This window comes from Nonomuraea sp. NPDC049486, from assembly GCF_040676925.1.
GTDB classification, from domain to species: domain Bacteria; phylum Actinomycetota; class Actinomycetes; order Streptosporangiales; family Streptosporangiaceae; genus Nonomuraea; species Nonomuraea ferruginea.
The window spans coordinates 226849-243150 of record NZ_JBFAPV010000010.1 but is presented as its reverse complement, the minus strand read 5'-3'; the positions used below and the strand labels follow the sequence as shown (position 1 = coordinate 243150).

Genomic DNA, 16302 nt, shown 5'->3' with positions numbered 1-16302 from the left:
CATGGACTCGCGGCCCGCGCCGGACACCGATCCGCGCGTGATCGGGCAGCGGGTGCGGCAGCTGCGCCAGGCGCGCGGGGTCTCGCTGTCGGAGCTCGCCAGGCGGGCGAGCATCGGCAAGGCCACGCTCTCCGGCGTCGAGACCGGCACCCGCAACCCCACTCTGGAGACGCTCTGGGCCATCACCGCCCAGCTCGGCGTGCCCATCGGGGCGATACTCGACTCCCCGCCCGAGCCCCGGAACGTCCGCGGCACCGCCGTGGAGGCGGCGCTGATGGAGCTCTTCGAGGACGATCACGTCACGTACGAGCTCTACCGGCTGCGCGTCCCTCCGGGGATCACCCAGAACTCACCTGCCCACCTGGAGGGGACGACGGAACATGTCACGGTCTTCAGCGGCACCCTGGCGGCCGGGCCCCTGGACGCCCCGCTGACCGCGGGGCCGGGCGAGCACATCTCGTGGCGCTCGGACGTCCCGCACGTCTACCACGCGACGGACGCCGACGTCGTCCACGCCACCCTGCTCATGCGCTATCCGGCCAAGCTCTGAGAGCCGCGGCGGTGAAGTCGTCCAGCGGGTAGAACAGCTCGATCGCCAGCTCCGACAGCGTCACGTCGGCGGGGGCGCCGAACGTGGCCATGGTGCTGAACATCGCCAGCTCGCCGAACGGCGTGCGGAAGCGCAGCGGCACCTGGATCGGGCTCGGCCGGTGGTGTGAGCCGCCGGGCTCGTCGCCGCCGGGCCCGGGATAGCGGGACACCTCCTCGTACAGGGCCCGCAGGTCGGCGTCGCCGGTGGCGTTGACCTGGCGCAGCAGCCGGTCCAGGAACAGCTCGCGCACCTCGCCCAGGTTGGACAGCCGCGAAGCGAGCCCTTCGGGGTGCAACGCCAGCCGGAAGACGTTCGGGCACGGCTCCAGCAGGTGTGCCGGGACGCCCTCCATGAGGACGGCCATGGCGCGGTTGCCCTGCACCACGTTCCACAGCCGGTCCACCACGACCGCCGGGTACGGCTCGTGCGCGGTCAGCATGGTCTCCAGCGCCGACCGGACCGACGCCATGTAGCCGTCGTCGAGGCTGCTCTCCCGGTACGCGGGGGCGTAGCCGGCGGCGAGCAGCAGGGTGTTGCGTTCCCTGAGCGGTATGTCCAGCGCGGCCGACAGGCGCAGCAGCATCGCCCGGCTCGGCTTCGCGCGGCCGGTCTCCAGGTACGACAGGTGCCGGGCGGAGGTGTCGGCCAGGAGCGAGAGGTCGAGCTGGCTGAGCCTGCGACGGCTACGCCACTCGCGCAGGAGCGTCCCCGCCGGTGACGGCTGTCGTGTGTCCATGCGGAGGAGCCTAGGCCGTCACCAGGTGGGCGCCGCCATGACCTCGGAGGTTATTGAGACCGTGATCCGGGCGGTGACATGGTCGTTCCGGACAGGCCCTTCCGGGGGCGGACCCGAGGGGGAGGAGTGACCGGTATGAGCACGGCGACAGGGGCGGAGGTCGCCCGGCGTACCACGGTCGGCGGCGCGGCGGCGGAACGGCTCCGCGTGATCCTGCGGATCGACGGCTGGAGCACCGCCGTCTTCGGCGTGGTCCTGCTCGCCGCGTGGCGGCCGTTCTCCGGCTGGTTCGGGCTGCCGCCCGCCTGGTCGGTGCCGTTCGGCGTGGCCATGCTCGGCGGCGCCGCCGCGCTCGGCCTGATCGCCGGCTACCCCCGGATCCCCGTGCGGTACGTGGCGCTGGTCGTCGCGGGCAACGCGCTGTCGTGCGTGGCTCTCGTGGCCCTGGTGCTGACCGGGGCGATTCCGCTCAGCGGCCTGGGCGTGGCTTTCATGCTGACCGGGGCCGCGGTGGTGGCGGTGTACGCGGGGCTGGAGTTCCTCGGGCTCCGGCGCGCCCGGACGGAGTGAACGGGCGGCCGCGCGGGAGTCCGGCCCGGCCGCACGCGAAGGGCCCGCGTCCGGGAAGGACGCGGGCCCCTTGGCGATCGACGATCAGACGGCGACGGCCAGCTCGGACACCTCACCGAGCTTGGCGCTCACCTGGACGTCGCGGGTGACGCCGCCGCCCGCGATGATGCGTACGGTCCAGTCGCCGGGGCCGGCGAAGAAGCGGAACACTCCCTCGTCGGACACCACGACCTCACCGGTGAACTCGCCGGTGTGGTCGAGCAGCCGCGCGTAGGCGGTACCGACGCCGGTGACCCTGCCCTGGATCACCGCCTGGTTGGACAGATCGATCCCGGCCGGCAGCGCGATGGTCTGCTCCGGCGCTCCGCAACCCTGCGCGCTCATCGGGCCTCCCCCAGCTCGATCGGCACGCCCACGAGCGAGCCGTATTCGGTCCACGAACCGTCGTAGTTCTTCACGTTCTCCTGGTCGAGCAGCTCGTGCAGGACGAACCAGGTGTGGGCGGAACGCTCGCCGATGCGGCAGTAGGCGATGGTGTCCTTGCCGAAGTCGACGCCCGCCTCGGTGTAGAGGGTGCGCAGCTCGTCGTCGGACTTGAAGGTGCCGTCGTCGTTGGCCGCCTTGGACCACGGGATGCTGCGGGCGGTCGGCACGTGGCCGCCGCGCTGCGCCGACTCCTGCGGCAGGTGGGCGGGGGCGATCAGCTTGCCGGTGAACTCGTCGGGCGAGCGGACGTCGACCAGGTTGAGCTTGCCGATCGCGGCGACCACGTCGTCGCGGAAGGCGCGGATGGACGTGTTCTCCTGGGCGACGACGTACTGGGTCTTGGCACGCTCCGGCACGTCGGTGACCAGCTCGCGGGACTCCAGCTCCCACTTCTTGCGGCCACCGTCGAGAAGCTTGACGTTCTCGTGGCCGTACAGCTTGAAGTACCAGTAGGCGTAGGCCGCGAACCAGTTGTTGTTGCCGCCGTAGAGGATCACGGTGTCGTCGTTGGCGATGCCGCGGTCGGAGAGCAGCGCCTCGAAACCGGTCCTGTCGACGAAGTCGCGGCGGACCGGGTCCTGCAGGTCCTGCCGCCAATCGATCTTCACTGCGCCACGGATGTGGCCCTTGTCGTAGGCGCTGGTGTCTTCGTCGACCTCGACGTAGACGACACCAGGGGTGTCGAGGTTGGCCTCGACCCAGTCGGCATCCACCAGGACGGCGGAGCGGCTCATTGTGGTACCTCCATGTTGGCGGCGGGCAATATACGGCGGATCAGCAGATACATTTCGCAGCCAAGGCAGAATCCGAAGGCTGCGTTGAGGAATGCGGCGAGGAGGGCCGCGGCCGTGGCCACGAGGGCCAGCGACATGATCCCGGTGGCGAATCCGGCCAGCCCCGCGACCGCGAAGACCAGCCCCACCCCCTGCGCGAAACGCGGCGGGCGGGAGTCTTCGGTCTCCTTAGGGGCGCTCCTGACGAACGCCCCGAAAAGCATCCCGTACGGTGATCTGCCCGCGATGCCGAACGCGAACACCACGGCCTGGGCGGCGAGCAGCCAGGCGCTGCCCGTCACCAGGACGAGGAGGAGGATCAGAGTGGTCATGGCCGCGCCGAAGCGCAGCGCTCTGGGATCGGCACGCATCGTGGGATGCTCCTGCAAGGGGGTCGGGAAGAGGCGGATCGGAAGTCCGCGCGAGACCGTCCTCAGGCAGCGCGACAGAGCGCGGTCGCGACGCGGCAGAAATCAACCGCGCGCCGCTTCGTCAGCAGCTCTGTCGATGGGTTCATGCCGAGAAGACTACTCGGCGTCTCGACATCTGTCACATGTCGTCCGGCTTGTGAGACGGGTCGTGAGACACGACCGCGGCGAGCGCGTTCAGCACGTCGGCCTTCCTGGGCTGCCCTGACGCCTTGCGCACGATGGCTCCCCGGCCGTCGAGCACGAAGACGGTCGGGGTGCGCAGCACGTCGAGCCGCCGTACGAGGTCGAGCCTGGACTCGGCGTCGATCTCCACGTGCGCCACGCCGGGGACCAGCGCGCTCACGTCGGCGAGGATCCGGCGCGTCGCGCGGCACGGCTGGCAGAAGGCGGTGGAGAACTGCACGAGCGTGGCCCGCTCCCCCAGCTCCGCGCCCAGCTCGCCGGCTCCCAGCCGGTCGCCGGGATCACGGTCGCGCAGGCGTCCGTCGGCGCGCAGCCTGATCACCCCGATCGCCGCTCCGAGCGCCAGCGTGGCCAGCGCGATCCACACTCCGGTCATCTCCCGGTGCAACCACCGGCCCCGCGGATTACTTCCCCGTCACCGGGATCCGCACCAGCACCTCGCCGCCGGCATCGGTGATCTCGAACGCGGCGATGTCGGCCATCGCGGTGCGCGTCTCGTGCCGGAAGACCGCGTTGTCCTCGTACATCTCGCGGGTGACCTGCCACGGCTCGGTCCGTTCGCGGGAGCCGTCGGCGGCGACGACCACGAGCCTGCACTCCGTGCCGGGCGGGATCCCTTCGACCTGCACCATCAGATCCGTGCGGCGGCCGTCGGGCGCGGCGGTCACGGTCGCCCGGTAGCCGGCGTCGGCGCCGGTGAACGCGCGTCCCAGCGGGGAGCGCAGCGGGGCGGGCGCGCGCGAGTCCGAAGGCGCCGGTGAGGACTCCTGCCGGGTGGTGAGCTTCTCGCTGTCCTGCGCCTCTGCGCTGTTGTCCTCGGCGCTGTTGTCCTCGGCGAGCTCCGACTGGGCGGCGTCGCCCTCGCCGGCGCTGAACTGGCTGGCCCGCTCGGCGGCCGGCGCCGAGGCGGCCGTCGGAGCCTCGCCGGGCATGGCGGACCACACGACGCCGCCCACGCCCACCACCGCCGCCGCGGCCGCGACGGCCATGAGCGCGCGGCCCCGCCTGCGCCGCCTGGCGCGGTCGGTGAGCAGCCGTTCGAGCACCCGCCGCGGCGGGCTGGCGACCAGCTCGACGTCGCGCTCGGACACCTTGCCCAGGAACCCGGCGACGCCCGCCAGCTCCTCCAGCTCGCCGCCGCACTCCTCGCAGGTGGCCAGGTGGAGGTCGATCTCCTCGGCCTCCTGCGGGTCGAGCGCGCCGAGCGCGTGCGCGCCGAGCGCCAGCCGGACCTCCTCACACGTCGTCATGGCGCCAGCCCCCGCTCTTCCAGCGCGAGCTTGAGCGCCCGCAGCGCGTAGTAGGTGCGCGACTTGACCGTGCCCGCCGGGATGCCCAGTTTCGCCGACGCCTCCTTCACCGATCGCCCCCGGTAGTAGACCTCCATGAGCACCTCGCGGTGCTCGGGCCGCAGCGCGGCTAACGCCTCGGCCACGGCCCACGACTCGACCGCGCGCTCCAGCTCGTCGTCGGCCGGCAGCACCGCCAGCGCCTCGTCGCCCGTCTCGGGGGGCCGCGCCCGGCGGGCGCGGTGCTGGTCGACGACGAGGTTGCGGGCCACGGTGAACAGCCAGGCGCGGATCGGGCGGCCCTCCAGTGCGCCGGGATGCCGCCACGCCCGCAGCAGCGTCTCCTGCACCACGTCCTCCGCCCGTCCCGAGTCGCCCGTCAGTCGCAGCACGTATCCGTACAGTGGCCCGGCGTGCTCGTCGAACAGGGTCCTCACGAGTTCCTCGTCGGCGGTGCCAGCTGAGCTCACCCCCTCATCACGTACGAGAGGGCGGGACGGTTCACGCTCATCCACGGAGCGGCACGTCAGACGCTTCGGCGGAGATCCGCAGACCTCCGGACACGCTCTTGACCTCGGTCACCTTCACGTCGAAGGGCAGCTTCCCCTGGAACGGGATCGTGTAGGTCACGAACCGGGCGAGCTGGGCGGGCACCCCCTCGATCTTCTCCGCCTGCAGCCGGATGCCCTCGTCGGTCATCTCGACCTTCATCTCCGCGGTGAACTTCACCTTCTGCGCGCCCACCGCCAGCTCGCCCGAGGCGACGAACCGGTCGCCCTTGCCGCTGACCTTCACGCCCTGCGGGGCGAACCTGTCGATGGTCGCGTCCGTCAGCGTGCCGGTGACGGCGACCCGCCCGGCCCGGATGTCGGCGCGGTTCTGGAGGAGGTCGGCGAGCGGCGCGGTCACGTCGTACGCGGCTCCCTTGAGACCCTCGATCGGCACCCCGCCGTAACGCAGGGTGCCGAGGTCGAAGCGGACCTCCTGGTAGTGGCCGGAGATCGCCTGGGTCAGGAAGGGGATGCCGGTGATCTCCACCTCCGGGGTGCCCCGCACGTCGGCGGCGGCGGCGATCCTGTTGGCGAGGTCGCGCTGCACGCCCGCGACCGCCACCCGGTCGAGCACGGCGAGGAGGATGATCAGCAGGATCAGGAAAACGAGCAGCTTGCGCATCGCACTCCCTGTCTCGGGCGGGGGTCAAGAAGCTTATCGGCTCCATTCCCCGCGAGACGGGCGGATCACCCGCCGGCGAACGGCGGCAGCACCTCCACGGTCACGCCGTCGGAGAGTTCGACCTCGCCATGGGGTCTTTTACCGACGGGAGAACCGTCGATCAGAAATGACGATCTGCTGACCACACGGGCGAGTTCGGCGCGATCTGCTGTGATTTTCGTCATGAGTTCGCCCAGTGTGACCGCCTCGAACTCCTCTTCGGCCACACCTGCCGCCGCCTTCGCCGCCGCCCAATAACGCACTTTTCCCGAGGCCATGGCTGTCTCACCGATCCTTCTCCACCATTGTGCGTTCCTGTTAACCTGGTTGTTTCATGCGATGCGTCGTTCACCTGCCGGACGCTCAATGGACGCGACTTGCTCCTGGGATATCCTCGCCTACAGGACTCGGGCGACGTAGCCCCCGGGTCCTTACTTGTTCGAGGAGGCCGCCATGAGCAACCTGCTTCTGCTCACCAACGCGCTCGAGCCGTCCGCGGAGGTGCTCCCGGCTCTGGGGCTGCTGCTCCACTCGGTCCGCGTGGCCCCCGCGGAGGCGTCCGCCCTCCTCGACGCGCCTCCGTCGGACGCCGTGATCGTCGACGCGCGCAAAGAGCTCGTGCAGGCCAAGAGCCTGTGCCGGCTGATCCGCACCACCGGCGTCGACTGCCCCCTGATGGTGATCGTCACCGAGGGCGGGCTGGCCGCGATGACGGCGGAGTGGGGAGTCGACGACGTCCTGCTCGACAAGGCGGGCCCGGCGGAGGTGGAGGCACGGCTGCGCATGGCCATCGGCCGCATCTCCCAGGCTTCCGGCGAGGACGTGCCCGACGAGATCCGCAGCGGTGACCTGTCCATCGACGAGGCCACCTACACCGCGCGGCTGCGGGGCAGAGTGCTCGACCTGACGTTCAAGGAGTTCGAGCTGCTGAAATACCTCGCGCAGCACCCCGGCCGGGTGTTCACCCGCGCCCAGCTGCTGCAGGAGGTCTGGGGCTACGACTACTTCGGCGGCACCAGGACCGTCGACGTGCACGTGCGGCGGCTGCGGGCCAAGCTCGGCACCGAGTACGAGTCGCTCATCGGCACGGTCCGCAACGTCGGCTACCGCTTCGTTCCCGACCGGGCCGACACCGCGACCGTCTGATCGCCCCCTCCGGTTGACAGGGCCCTTTCCCCGGGTTGGACTGTCCTGACAGGTCTGCCCCCGACCTGGGTCGTGCTGTCATGCCGCGGACACCGCCGTCCCGAGATGGGTGGTGCCGGTGAACGTGTTCCGATCCCTCGTCGAGGAGAACGCCCGCGCCCGGGTCTACCGGCGCGGTGAATGGCTGTGCTCCCCGCTCCGGCCCACCGGCCGCGTCTACCTGATCGAGCACGGCTACGCCAGGGAGTACCTCCCCGGCGGCGACCGCGAGATCGTGCACGACCTGCGGTCCGGCGGCGACCTGGTGGGCGAGCCGGCGTTCTGGCACCCCGGGGAGCGGGTGAAGGTCGACGCGCTGACCGAGGTGCGCGCCTGGCCGATCGACATGCGGCGGCTGCGTGAGCACGCCGCGTCCAGCACGGCCGTGGCGACCGCGCTGGTGCAGGAGCTGTTCGCCAGGAACGTGGCGGCGCGCGGGCACGAGGCGCTGGCCAGGGCCCCGGTGGCGACCCGGCTGGCCGTGTGGCTGCTCAACCTGGACGCCCGCTACGGGCTGGCCTCCGAGTCGGCCCCGCCGCTGTCCATGGAGACGCTGGCCGACCTGGTCGGCAGCGTGCCCGACGTGGTGCAGCGGACCCTCGCCCAGTGGGTACGGCGCGGCTGGCTGGTGCGTCCCGGCTACCGCCGGTTACGCGTCGCCGACCCGGCCGCGATGCGGACGCTGGCCGGCGACTGGGAGCATGTGGCCGTGCCGTGGGAGGGCCGGATCACCCCGTTCCTCACCGGGCCGGGCGCGCCGGCCGAGCCGCTGCCCGCCGCCGAGGTGCCCCGTCCCGCGCAGCTCCCCGCGGACGTGCCCGACTTCACCGGGCGGCAGCAGAGCCTGGACCTGCTCACCGAATGGCTGGAGCGGACCCGCAGGACGAACACGATGGTGATCCAGGGCCTGCCGGGCGTCGGCAAGACGGCGCTGGTCACCCACTGGGCGCACCTGCACGCCGGCCGGTTCCCCGACGGGCAGATCGTCATCGACCTGCGCGGCCAGTCGCCCGCCCAGCCCCCGATGACCACGGCGGAGGCGCTCGGCCAGATCCTGCGCTCGCTCGGCGTCGGCGAGCACATGCCGGCCGCCGACGAGGCCGAGCTGATGCTGCTCTACCGCAGCCGGATCACCGGGCGCAGGCTGCTGCTCATCCTGGACAACGCCGCCGACCCGGCCCAGGTGCGCACGCTGCTGCCCGGCGGCAAGGACTGCGTGGTGCTGGTGACCAGCCGGACCAGGATGGCGCCGCTGCGCGCCACCGGCCAGGCGGACCTGATGGACCTGCACGTCCTCGACCCGGGCAACGCGGTGGCGCTGCTGGTCGGGCTGCTGGGTGAGGACTCTCCCCGGGCGGCCGACCGCGACGGGCTGGCCGAGCTGGCACGGGTGTGCTCGTACCATCCGTTCGCGCTGCGCATCTCGGCCGCCAAGCTCGCCGAGAACCCCGAGCTGAGCGTCGCCTCCCGGGTGCAGGAGCTGCGCCGCCCGGAGCGGCAGCAGCGGTTCCCCGGCGACCCGGAGCAGGCCTTCGGGTCGGCGCTGGATCTGGCGTACGAGTCGCTCGGCCCGGCGCAGCGGCGTGCCTTCCGGCACATCGGGCTGCTGCCCGGCGGCCCTTTCACGCCCGAGGTGCTGGCCGCGGCGCTCGGCGTGCCGGTGCCGGAGGCGCTGGCGTCACTGGCCGGGCTGCACCGGGCGTATCTGGTCGAGCCGCTGCCCGGCTCCCGCTACCGGGTGCACGACCTGGTCAAGCGGCTGGCCAGGGAGCTGGGCAGGCACGCCGAGGCGGGCGTGCGGGAAGCCAGGGTACGGCTGCTCGACCACTACCTGATGACCGCCACGGAGCCGGGCACGCCGGGCGAGTGGTTCGAGGCCGAACGGCGGGCCCTGGTGTCGGTGGTGCGCACCGCCGAGGAGAGCGGCGCGTACGGGATCGCCTGGCAGCTCGCGCACGCCGTGTTCGAGCCGTTCAGGCGGCTGCGGTACTACGAGAACAACCTGGAGATCCAGCAGGCGGGGCTGGAGTGCGCGCAGCGGATCGGCAACCGGCGGGCCGTCGCGCTGATGCGCAGCCATCTGGGCTCGATCCACCGCGACATCGGCCCGTCCACCCGGGCGGCCCGCTACATCGGCGAGGCGCTGGCCGACTTCGCCACGCTCGGCGACCGGGAGGGCCGCGCCCGCGCGCTCATCGACCTGGCCGAGGTGCACGGCATCGCGGGCAACCTGGAGGACGCGCTGAAGGCGGCGGACGAGGCGCTCTGCGGCTACCAGGAGATCGGCGACCTGGCCGGGGTGGCCGACAGCCTGCACGCGCTGTCCCGCCTCCACCTGTCCCAGGGACGGCACGAGCCGGCGCTCCACCACGCCGGCCAGGCGCTGGAGGTACGGGAGGAGCTGGGCGACCGGCGCGGCACCGCGCAGAGCCTGATCATGCTGGCCCGGGTGCAGCAGAGCCTCGGCGAGCCGAACGCCGCGCTGTCGGAAGGGCTGGAGGCGCTGTCGATCTGCCACGAGCTGGGCGACGAGCACGCCGAGGCCGAGACGCTGCTCTGCCTGGCCGAGGTGTACGACACGCTCCGGCTGCCGCACGACGCCCGGCGCGACGCGGAGCGGGCCCTGGCCGGCTACACCGCCACCGGCGACCAGCACGGCTCGGGCCGGGCGCTGTGCGCGCTGGGCCGCATCGCGCGCAACGGCTCCCGGTACGACGAGGCGCTGGCCCACTTCGAGCAGGCGCTGGCCGTACAGGTCGAGCTCCACCACGAGCAGGGCAAGGCCGAGACGCTCGGCGACATCGGGCTGGTGCACTGGCGGCTGGCCGACTACCTGCGCGCCGACGAGTACCTCACCCAGGCGCTGACCATCAGCCGGGTGATCCGCGACCTGCCCATGGAGGCGCGCATGCTGAACCGGCTGGCCCGGGTGCGGCGCAGGCAGGGCCAGTCGCAGGTGGCGTTCGTGTACGCGCTGGAGGCGCTGGACATCGTGCAGGCCGCCGGCGGCCGCAGGGCCGAGGCCGACGTCCAGGAGACGCTCGCGAACACGTACCTGTCGCTGGGCCGGCACCACGACGCGCTCCGCGCGGCCAGGCGGTCGCTGGAGATCAGGGAGGAGATGCGCGACGACAAGGCCAGCGCGCTGCTGTCGATCGCGCTGGCGCTGCACACCGCGGGCCGCCCGTCCCCCGCGCTGGCGTACGCGCGCCAGACCGTCGAGCTGCTGCACGAGACCGGTACGCGCGACCGCTGGGGCGCGGCGCTCACCACGCTCGCCATGATCCTGCTCGACCTGAACCGGCCCGAGGAGGCGTACGTGCACGCGGCGCGAGCCAGGGAGGTCCACCACGCCTGCGGCACCCGCCGCGACCTGGGCTGCGCGCTGCGGGCGCTCGGCCTGATCGCGTGGCGGCGGGGCGACGTCGCGGCCGCCGTGGCGCATCTGGGAGAGGCGGTGCGCACCCTCGACGAGGTGGGCGACGTGGTCGAGGCGCGAAAGGCCGCCCAGGAACTCCGACGAATGTCGTGAATTCCGCCCGGGGGAGGTCGCAGATCTGATCAGGTCACCGGCGTTCAACTGGTCTCACCGGCCACGGACAGCGGAGGTGATCCGGATGCTCAAGAACCATCTGCGTCGAGACCTGCGGTGGTTGAGGCGACAGGCGCGCGGGGACAGGCGGATCACCGTCCTGGTCCTCACCCTGGTGACGGCCGCGTGGACCCGCCAGCTCGCCCCGGGCGACGCGATGCCCGAGCCGGAGCTGCTGTTCCTGCTGTCGGCGGGGCTGCTGGCGGTGTCGGGCGCGGCCTGGTTCACGTCGGCGTACTTCCTGGCCAGGTCCGCGCGGGCGCGGCGGGAGCCGGTCGAGGTGCTGCGCCGCGTCACCCGCGTCTCCAGGGCCAAGGAGTGGGCGTTCATCGCGGCGGGCGCCTACGTGGCCTGGCACGTGCTGCAGTTCGTCACCGTGCTGGTCATGACCTGACCGGGACCGTCAGCCGGGGATGAGCCAGGCGGGGAACGCCGCCTGGTGCGGCCCGTTCTCCGGGTCGAGCTCGTGCCTGATGGTCGCGCACTGGTCCAGCATCGCCCCGTGCAACGACCACAGCTGGACGTTCTCGGTGTCGGGGACGCGCTCGGCGACCAGCACCTGGTGCTCGCCGCTCTCGCGCAGCGCGGTCCGCAGCCGGCCGAGGTCGCGCACGCTGCCCCGGCCGAGCTGGAGCCGGCCGAACGCGGCGAAGGCCTTGGAGATGGCCAGCAGTTCGTCGCCGAGCGCCGCGGGCACCCGGTGGACGTCGTCCGCGGGCAGCCCGCGCACCCCGGCCGCCAGGTCGGTGAGCGACCTGGCGATGCCGCGCAGTTGCAGGCCCGCGTGGTCGAGGCAGGTCATGGCCTCGGCCACCTGGTCGAGTTGCTCGTCCTGCCGTCGCCGCCGGAGCGGCACCAGCCGGACCGACTCGGCGGCCTGCTCGGCCACCTCCTGGCTCTCCCGCAGGCGCGCGTCCACCTCGCGGGACCGCTCCAGCCAGCTTCTCGCCTCGTCCTCACCCCACGCGCCGCGCACACCCTTGCCCATGGCGGCGGACAGCGACGACAGGTCACCGGCCAGCTCGGCCATCTCCCTGCGCGCCTCCTCCACGTACCGGGGCGGGAGCACGACCAGGTTGGCCAGGATGCCGATGACGGCGCCCAGCAGCAGGTCGACCAGGCGCTCCAGGCTGTACTGGGCGCCCAGCGCGAACACCAGCAGGGCGGTGATCGGGATCTGCACGTTCTGCTTGGGCAGGTTGAGCAGCCGGGTCACCACCAGCCCGCCCGCGACCAGGATGGCGAGCGTGATCCCGTTGATGCCGAGCAGGAGGATCAGCCCACCGGCCCCGAAGAGCCCGACCGTGACGGCCCCGACCTGCTGCACCCCGCGCACGACCGTGCCGTAGGCGGTGGCCGAGAACGTGAGCAGCACCCCGATCGCCCCCAGCACCGGCATCCTGTCCTGCAGCACCCGGGCCACCAGCCACCAGGCGAGCACGCACGCGGCCGTCAGCTTGATCCCCTGGAGCAGCGGCTCACGCTCGGCGCGCAGCCATCCGGGCAGTCCCAGGCTGCGAGCGCGCTCCAGGATCAGCCTGCTCTGCCTGGAGATCCGCTCGAACGGCGGCAGCCCCTGCCTCGATCGCTCCCCCATCCCGGCATCGTCGCAGGAAGACACCCGCGTGAGCTGGGTAGACACCCTGCTTGAGTGGAGGTGGTGAGGATGGACGCCGAACTTTCAGGTCAGCTGGTGGTGCCGGACGGGGCGCGCGGCGTGGTGCTGTTCGCGCACGGCAGCGGCAGCAGCGGCCGCAGCCCGCGCAACAGGTACGTGGCCGCCGCGCTGAACGAGGCCGGGCTGGGCACCCTGCTGTTCGACCTGCTGACGCCGGAGGAGGAGTACGACCGGGCCAACGTGTTCGACATCGAACTGCTGGCCGGCAGGCTGCTGACGGCGACGGAGCGGGTGCGGGAGCAGTCGGCCGCGGCGAACTTGCCGCTCGGCTACTTCGGCGCGAGCACCGGCGCCGCCGCCGCCCTCAGCGCCGCGGCCGAGCCGGACGCCGACGTGGCCGCGATCGTCTCACGGGGCGGCCGTCCGGATCTCGCGGGCCCGCGTCTCGCTTCCGTACGGGCGCCGACGCTGCTCATCGTGGGCGGCCACGACGAGCAGGTGCTCGAACTGAACCGGGAGGCCCAGCGGGAGCTGGGCGGCGAGAGCCGCCTGGAGATCGTGCCCGGCGCCACCCACCTGTTCGAGGAGCCCGGAGCCCTGGACCAGGTCGCCGACCTGACCGGCTCCTGGTTCGTCACCCACTTCACGTGACCCGCGTCAGTTCTGCCGGGCGCCGCGGCGCTCCGACAGCCGCTTCCAGACGAACACGCCGACGGCCAGCACGACCAGGCCGATCACCACGTACGTGAAGATCCCGACGTACGTCTCGACGATCGACCACTGCCGGCCCAGGAAGTAGCCGGCGGTCACGAGCGCGGTGTTCCAGATGAAGCTGCCCACCGCGGTGAGCAGCACGAACGTGGGCAGCGGCATCCGCTCGAAGCCGGCCGGGATCGAGATCAGGCTCCTGAACAGCGGCACCATCCGCCCGAAGAACACCGTCTTGCGGCCGTGCCTGGCGAACCACTGCTCGCTCTTGTCCACGTCCTCCGGCTTGAGCAGCGGCACCCTCGCGTACAGCGCGTGCACCCGCCGCCTGCCCAGCAGCGCCCCGATCGCGTAGAGCGCGAGCGCGCCCACCACCGAGCCGATCGTGGTCCACAGCAGGACGTGCCAGAACACCAGCCCGCCCCTGCTCACCGTGAACCCGGCCAGCGGCAGGATGACCTCGCTCGGGATCGGCGGGAACAGGTTCTCCAGCGCGACCGCGATGCCCGCGCCGGGCGCGCCGAGCGTCTCCATGAGACCGGTGACCCACTCGACGATTCCGCCCAGACCGCTGGAAGTCATCCTCGTCCCTTCGTCGCACGTAGTCTCTTCCCGTACGCAGGCGCGTATTCCTCCCGGTCCGTCTCTCGGCCATCCATCTGAGACATTCCTCGGCGGGGAACGTTGTGGCAACCCTCCATGCGTGAATCCCACCCCGTGGTGTGGGATCGAATCCGCACACACAATCGAGGAGGAGCGATGAAGTGGTTCTCCCCTGCAGACGTCGCCCGGGTGGCCGTCTTCGCCGCGCTGATCGCGGTGCTGGGGCTGGTTCCTGGGGTGAGCCTCTTCGGCGGCCTGGTGCCCGTCACGGCTCAGACCCTGGGGGTCATGCTCGCCGGGCTGATACTCGGCTCGCGGCGGGGGGCGCTGGCGGTGCTGGTGCTGCTCGCGCTGGTGGCGGTGGGGCTGCCGCTCCTGGCCGGGGGCCGGGGCGGGCTCGGCGTCTTCACCCAGCCGTCCGCGGGGTTCCTGATCGGGTGGCTGCCGGGCGCGTTCGTCACCGGGTGGATCGCGGAGCGCGGAGGGCGCAGCCCGAGCATGGTCCGGCTGCTGGTAGCGTGCCTGGTCGGCGGCATCGGGGTCATCTACCTGTGCGGCATCCCGGTGTACGCGATCTTCGGTGATCTCACGCTGGGCGGCGCGGCCCTGTTCACCCTGACCTTCGTGCCGGGCGACCTGGCCAAGGCGGTGCTGGCCTCGTGGATCGCGCGAGGGGTGCAGCGCGCCTACCCGGGCGCGATCCCCACCGTCCACAAGCGTCCGAGATCCGGCGAGGAGGGCTGACCGGGGCATGCCAGTCGCAGCACAGGTCATCCGGCACGCCTCCATCCACCCCGACCGGGTCGCGGTCTCCGGCCCGTACGGCGACATCACGTACGGCGCCCTGGCCCGTCGCGCGCTGGAAGAGGCGGCGTCCCTCACGGCCGCCCTCCCCCGGCCGATCGCTGCTCCGGCCGCGGCCCGGGACACCCCACCGGCGCTCTCCCCGACCCCGGCGGACGGGCGCGCCATCACGGCGGCTGCCCGGACGAGGGCGCCGGTCGTGGGCATCTGCCTGCGTGACCCCGTCGAGCAACTGATCGCCATCCTGGCCGCCGACCTGACGGGGGCCACACCACTGCTGTACGAACCGACACTGCGCGATGGCATCCCAGCGGACCTCCTCATCGAGACCCTGCTCACCACCGGTCCGACCGACCCGAACACCCAGCCCTCGCCCGTCGGGGCCGACCCAACCCACCCCAACACCCAGCCCTCGCCCGTCGGGGCCGGACCGATGGGCCCGGGCGCACAGACCCACCTCGCCGGGGTCGGCTCGGCGGGTTCGGTCACCCGGTCCTTGCCCTTCAGAGGAGGGTTCGCGCCGTCGCCTGGTGATCTGGCGTGGGCGTGTTTCAGTTCGGGGAGCACCGGGCGGCCTCGTGCCGTCGTCCGTACGCGGGAGTCGTGGACGGGGTCGTTCGGGCCGGTGAGCGAGATCACCGGGATCGGCGCGGATGATGTGGTGCTGGTCCCGGGGCCGCTGACGTCTTCCCTGTACGGGTTCGCGGCCGTGCACGCCCTGGCCGTGGGCGCGACGGTGCTGGCTCCCGGCCGGTGGGCGCCGGGGTCGCTGCCGGAGCTGGCGCGGTGGGCGACGGCGGTGCACGTGGTGCCGCACCTGCTGCCACGGCTGTTGGACGCCCTGCCCGAGGACGCGCCCCTACGGGTCGTCGTGGTGGGCGGGGCCGCGCTCCCGCCTGAGGTGCGGGAACGCGCCGGGGACGTGCGGGTGGTCGCCTACTACGGCGCCACTGAGTTGTCCTTCGTGGCCGTGGACGCCGACGGCGGCGGACTGCGGCCGTTCCCCGGGGTGGAGATCGAGGTCAGGCCGCCGCTGGGCGAGGTGTGGGCGCGCTCCCCCTGGCTGGCCGAGGGCTATCTGGGCGGCGTGGCGGGCCCGCTCAAGGCCGAGGACAAGTGGATGAGCGTCGGCGACCTCGCCGATCCGTACACGCCGGGAGAGCCGCTGCGCCTGCGCGGCCGTGGCGACGGCGCGATCCAGACCGGCGGCGCGACGGTGGTACCCGAGGACGTCGAGGAGGTGCTCCGGCGCGCGCCCGGCGTGGGTGACGTCGTGGTCGTCGGTTCCCCGCACCCCGAGCTGGGAGCGGTCGTGACCGCCGTGGTCGAGGCCGGCGCCGGCCCGCTCCCGTCCAGGACCACCCTGGAGAAGGTGGCACGCGACGGCCTGGCCGCCGCCCAGCGCCCCCGCCGCTGGTACGCGATCACCGACCTCCCCCGCACCCCGACCGGCAAGCCCGCCCGCGCCCAGGTAGCGGCCCGCCTGACCACCACCGACCCCGACCTGCGGAGACTCCCAT

General features: G+C 72.4%; 20 protein-coding genes. 8 read left to right on the top strand and 12 right to left on the bottom strand.

All coding sequences use genetic code 11. The features are described from left to right. The first annotated feature begins 1 nt into the window (after position 1). On the top strand, positions 2 to 550 hold the full coding sequence (locus AB0K05_RS28315) for an XRE family transcriptional regulator (RefSeq protein ID WP_364233003.1): 549 nt from the start codon (positions 2 to 4) through the stop codon (positions 548 to 550). Here the strand turns inward: AB0K05_RS28315 and AB0K05_RS28310 are convergent. Next, complete coding sequence (locus AB0K05_RS28310) at positions 525 to 1328, bottom strand: helix-turn-helix transcriptional regulator (protein ID WP_364233000.1); 804 nt, start codon at positions 1326 to 1328, stop codon at positions 525 to 527. The two genes, AB0K05_RS28315 and AB0K05_RS28310, sit on opposite strands and share 26 nt — an antisense overlap. Positions 1329 to 1463: 135 nt before the next feature. Between AB0K05_RS28310 and AB0K05_RS28305 the strand changes: the two genes are divergently transcribed. Next, the gene (locus AB0K05_RS28305) at positions 1464 to 1898 is read left to right on the top strand and encodes a hypothetical protein (RefSeq protein WP_271275214.1); all 435 of its coding nucleotides are present in this window, start codon (positions 1464 to 1466) and stop codon (positions 1896 to 1898) included. Between the two features lie 84 nt (positions 1899 to 1982). Here the strand turns inward: AB0K05_RS28305 and AB0K05_RS28300 are convergent, their stop codons facing one another. From AB0K05_RS28300 to AB0K05_RS28260, 9 genes are all read right to left on the bottom strand, one after another. Continuing rightward, positions 1983 to 2282, bottom strand: a complete 300-nt coding sequence (locus AB0K05_RS28300; protein ID WP_148036656.1) for a DUF1416 domain-containing protein — start codon at positions 2280 to 2282, stop codon at positions 1983 to 1985. Then, the gene (locus tag AB0K05_RS28295) at positions 2279 to 3118 is read right to left on the bottom strand and encodes a sulfurtransferase (protein ID WP_219546143.1); all 840 of its coding nucleotides are present in this window, start codon (positions 3116 to 3118) and stop codon (positions 2279 to 2281) included. Before AB0K05_RS28295 ends, AB0K05_RS28300 begins: the two co-directional genes overlap by 4 nt. After that, the gene (locus AB0K05_RS28290; RefSeq protein ID WP_219546142.1) at positions 3115 to 3528 is read right to left on the bottom strand and encodes a DUF4395 domain-containing protein; all 414 of its coding nucleotides are present in this window, start codon (positions 3526 to 3528) and stop codon (positions 3115 to 3117) included. The genes AB0K05_RS28295 and AB0K05_RS28290 overlap by 4 nt, the downstream gene beginning before the upstream one ends. Positions 3529 to 3590: 62 nt before the next feature. Then, a complete protein-coding gene (locus AB0K05_RS28285) occupies positions 3591 to 3674 on the bottom strand; it encodes a putative leader peptide (RefSeq protein ID WP_350668905.1) in 84 nt (27 codons plus the stop codon). A 32-nt stretch (positions 3675 to 3706) separates the two neighbouring features. Further along, positions 3707 to 4147: a thioredoxin family protein gene (locus AB0K05_RS28280; RefSeq protein ID WP_219546141.1), complete on the bottom strand. Its 441-nt coding sequence runs from the start codon at positions 4145 to 4147 to the stop codon at positions 3707 to 3709. A gap of 28 nt (positions 4148 to 4175) precedes the next feature. Beyond that, positions 4176 to 5021, bottom strand: coding sequence for a zf-HC2 domain-containing protein (locus AB0K05_RS28275; protein ID WP_364232995.1), 846 nt, complete (start codon positions 5019 to 5021; stop codon positions 4176 to 4178). Beyond that, positions 5018 to 5530: a sigma-70 family RNA polymerase sigma factor gene (locus tag AB0K05_RS28270; RefSeq protein WP_148036651.1), complete on the bottom strand. Its 513-nt coding sequence runs from the start codon at positions 5528 to 5530 to the stop codon at positions 5018 to 5020. Before AB0K05_RS28270 ends, AB0K05_RS28275 begins: the two co-directional genes overlap by 4 nt. Before the next feature lie 37 nt (positions 5531 to 5567). After that, entirely contained in the window at positions 5568 to 6233 is a 666-nt protein-coding gene (locus AB0K05_RS28265) for a DUF2993 domain-containing protein (RefSeq protein ID WP_271275212.1), read from the bottom strand. A 65-nt stretch (positions 6234 to 6298) separates the two neighbouring features. Continuing rightward, complete coding sequence (locus tag AB0K05_RS28260; protein ID WP_271275211.1) at positions 6299 to 6550, bottom strand: MoaD/ThiS family protein; 252 nt, start codon at positions 6548 to 6550, stop codon at positions 6299 to 6301. Positions 6551 to 6725: 175 nt separating this feature from the next. Between AB0K05_RS28260 and AB0K05_RS28255 the strand changes: the two genes are divergently transcribed. The 3 genes from AB0K05_RS28255 (at position 6726) to AB0K05_RS28245 (ending at position 11443) form a co-directional block, all read left to right on the top strand. Then, a complete protein-coding gene (locus AB0K05_RS28255) occupies positions 6726 to 7418 on the top strand; it encodes a response regulator transcription factor (protein WP_148036648.1) in 693 nt (230 codons plus the stop codon). Between the two features lie 118 nt (positions 7419 to 7536). Continuing rightward, on the top strand, positions 7537 to 10989 hold the full coding sequence (locus AB0K05_RS28250; RefSeq protein ID WP_364232992.1) for a tetratricopeptide repeat protein: 3453 nt from the start codon (positions 7537 to 7539) through the stop codon (positions 10987 to 10989). An 85-nt stretch (positions 10990 to 11074) separates the two neighbouring features. After that, on the top strand, positions 11075 to 11443 hold the full coding sequence (locus tag AB0K05_RS28245) for a hypothetical protein (RefSeq protein WP_364232990.1): 369 nt from the start codon (positions 11075 to 11077) through the stop codon (positions 11441 to 11443). A gap of 9 nt (positions 11444 to 11452) precedes the next feature. On the opposite strand, the gene AB0K05_RS28240 is transcribed toward AB0K05_RS28245, so the two are convergent. Then, positions 11453 to 12646 (bottom strand): hypothetical protein, encoded by a 1194-nt coding sequence (locus tag AB0K05_RS28240; protein ID WP_364232989.1) that lies wholly within the window; start codon positions 12644 to 12646, stop codon positions 11453 to 11455. A 69-nt stretch (positions 12647 to 12715) separates the two neighbouring features. Here AB0K05_RS28240 and AB0K05_RS28235 point away from each other — a divergent pair, with 69 nt between their 5' ends. After that, positions 12716 to 13318, top strand: coding sequence for an alpha/beta hydrolase (locus AB0K05_RS28235; protein WP_364232986.1), 603 nt, complete (start codon positions 12716 to 12718; stop codon positions 13316 to 13318). Positions 13319 to 13324: 6 nt separating this feature from the next. Here the strand turns inward: AB0K05_RS28235 and AB0K05_RS28230 are convergent, their stop codons facing one another. Continuing rightward, complete coding sequence (locus AB0K05_RS28230; RefSeq protein ID WP_364232983.1) at positions 13325 to 13957, bottom strand: DedA family protein; 633 nt, start codon at positions 13955 to 13957, stop codon at positions 13325 to 13327. A gap of 177 nt (positions 13958 to 14134) precedes the next feature. On the opposite strand from AB0K05_RS28230, the gene AB0K05_RS28225 reads away from it, so the two are divergent. Both AB0K05_RS28225 and AB0K05_RS28220 read left to right on the top strand, forming a co-directional pair. Further along, on the top strand, positions 14135 to 14722 hold the full coding sequence (locus AB0K05_RS28225; protein ID WP_364232981.1) for a biotin transporter BioY: 588 nt from the start codon (positions 14135 to 14137) through the stop codon (positions 14720 to 14722). Positions 14723 to 14729: 7 nt separating this feature from the next. Further along, positions 14730 to 16302 (top strand): fatty acid--CoA ligase family protein (locus AB0K05_RS28220; protein WP_364232979.1); only part of this gene is annotated, 1573 nt, incomplete at its 3' end.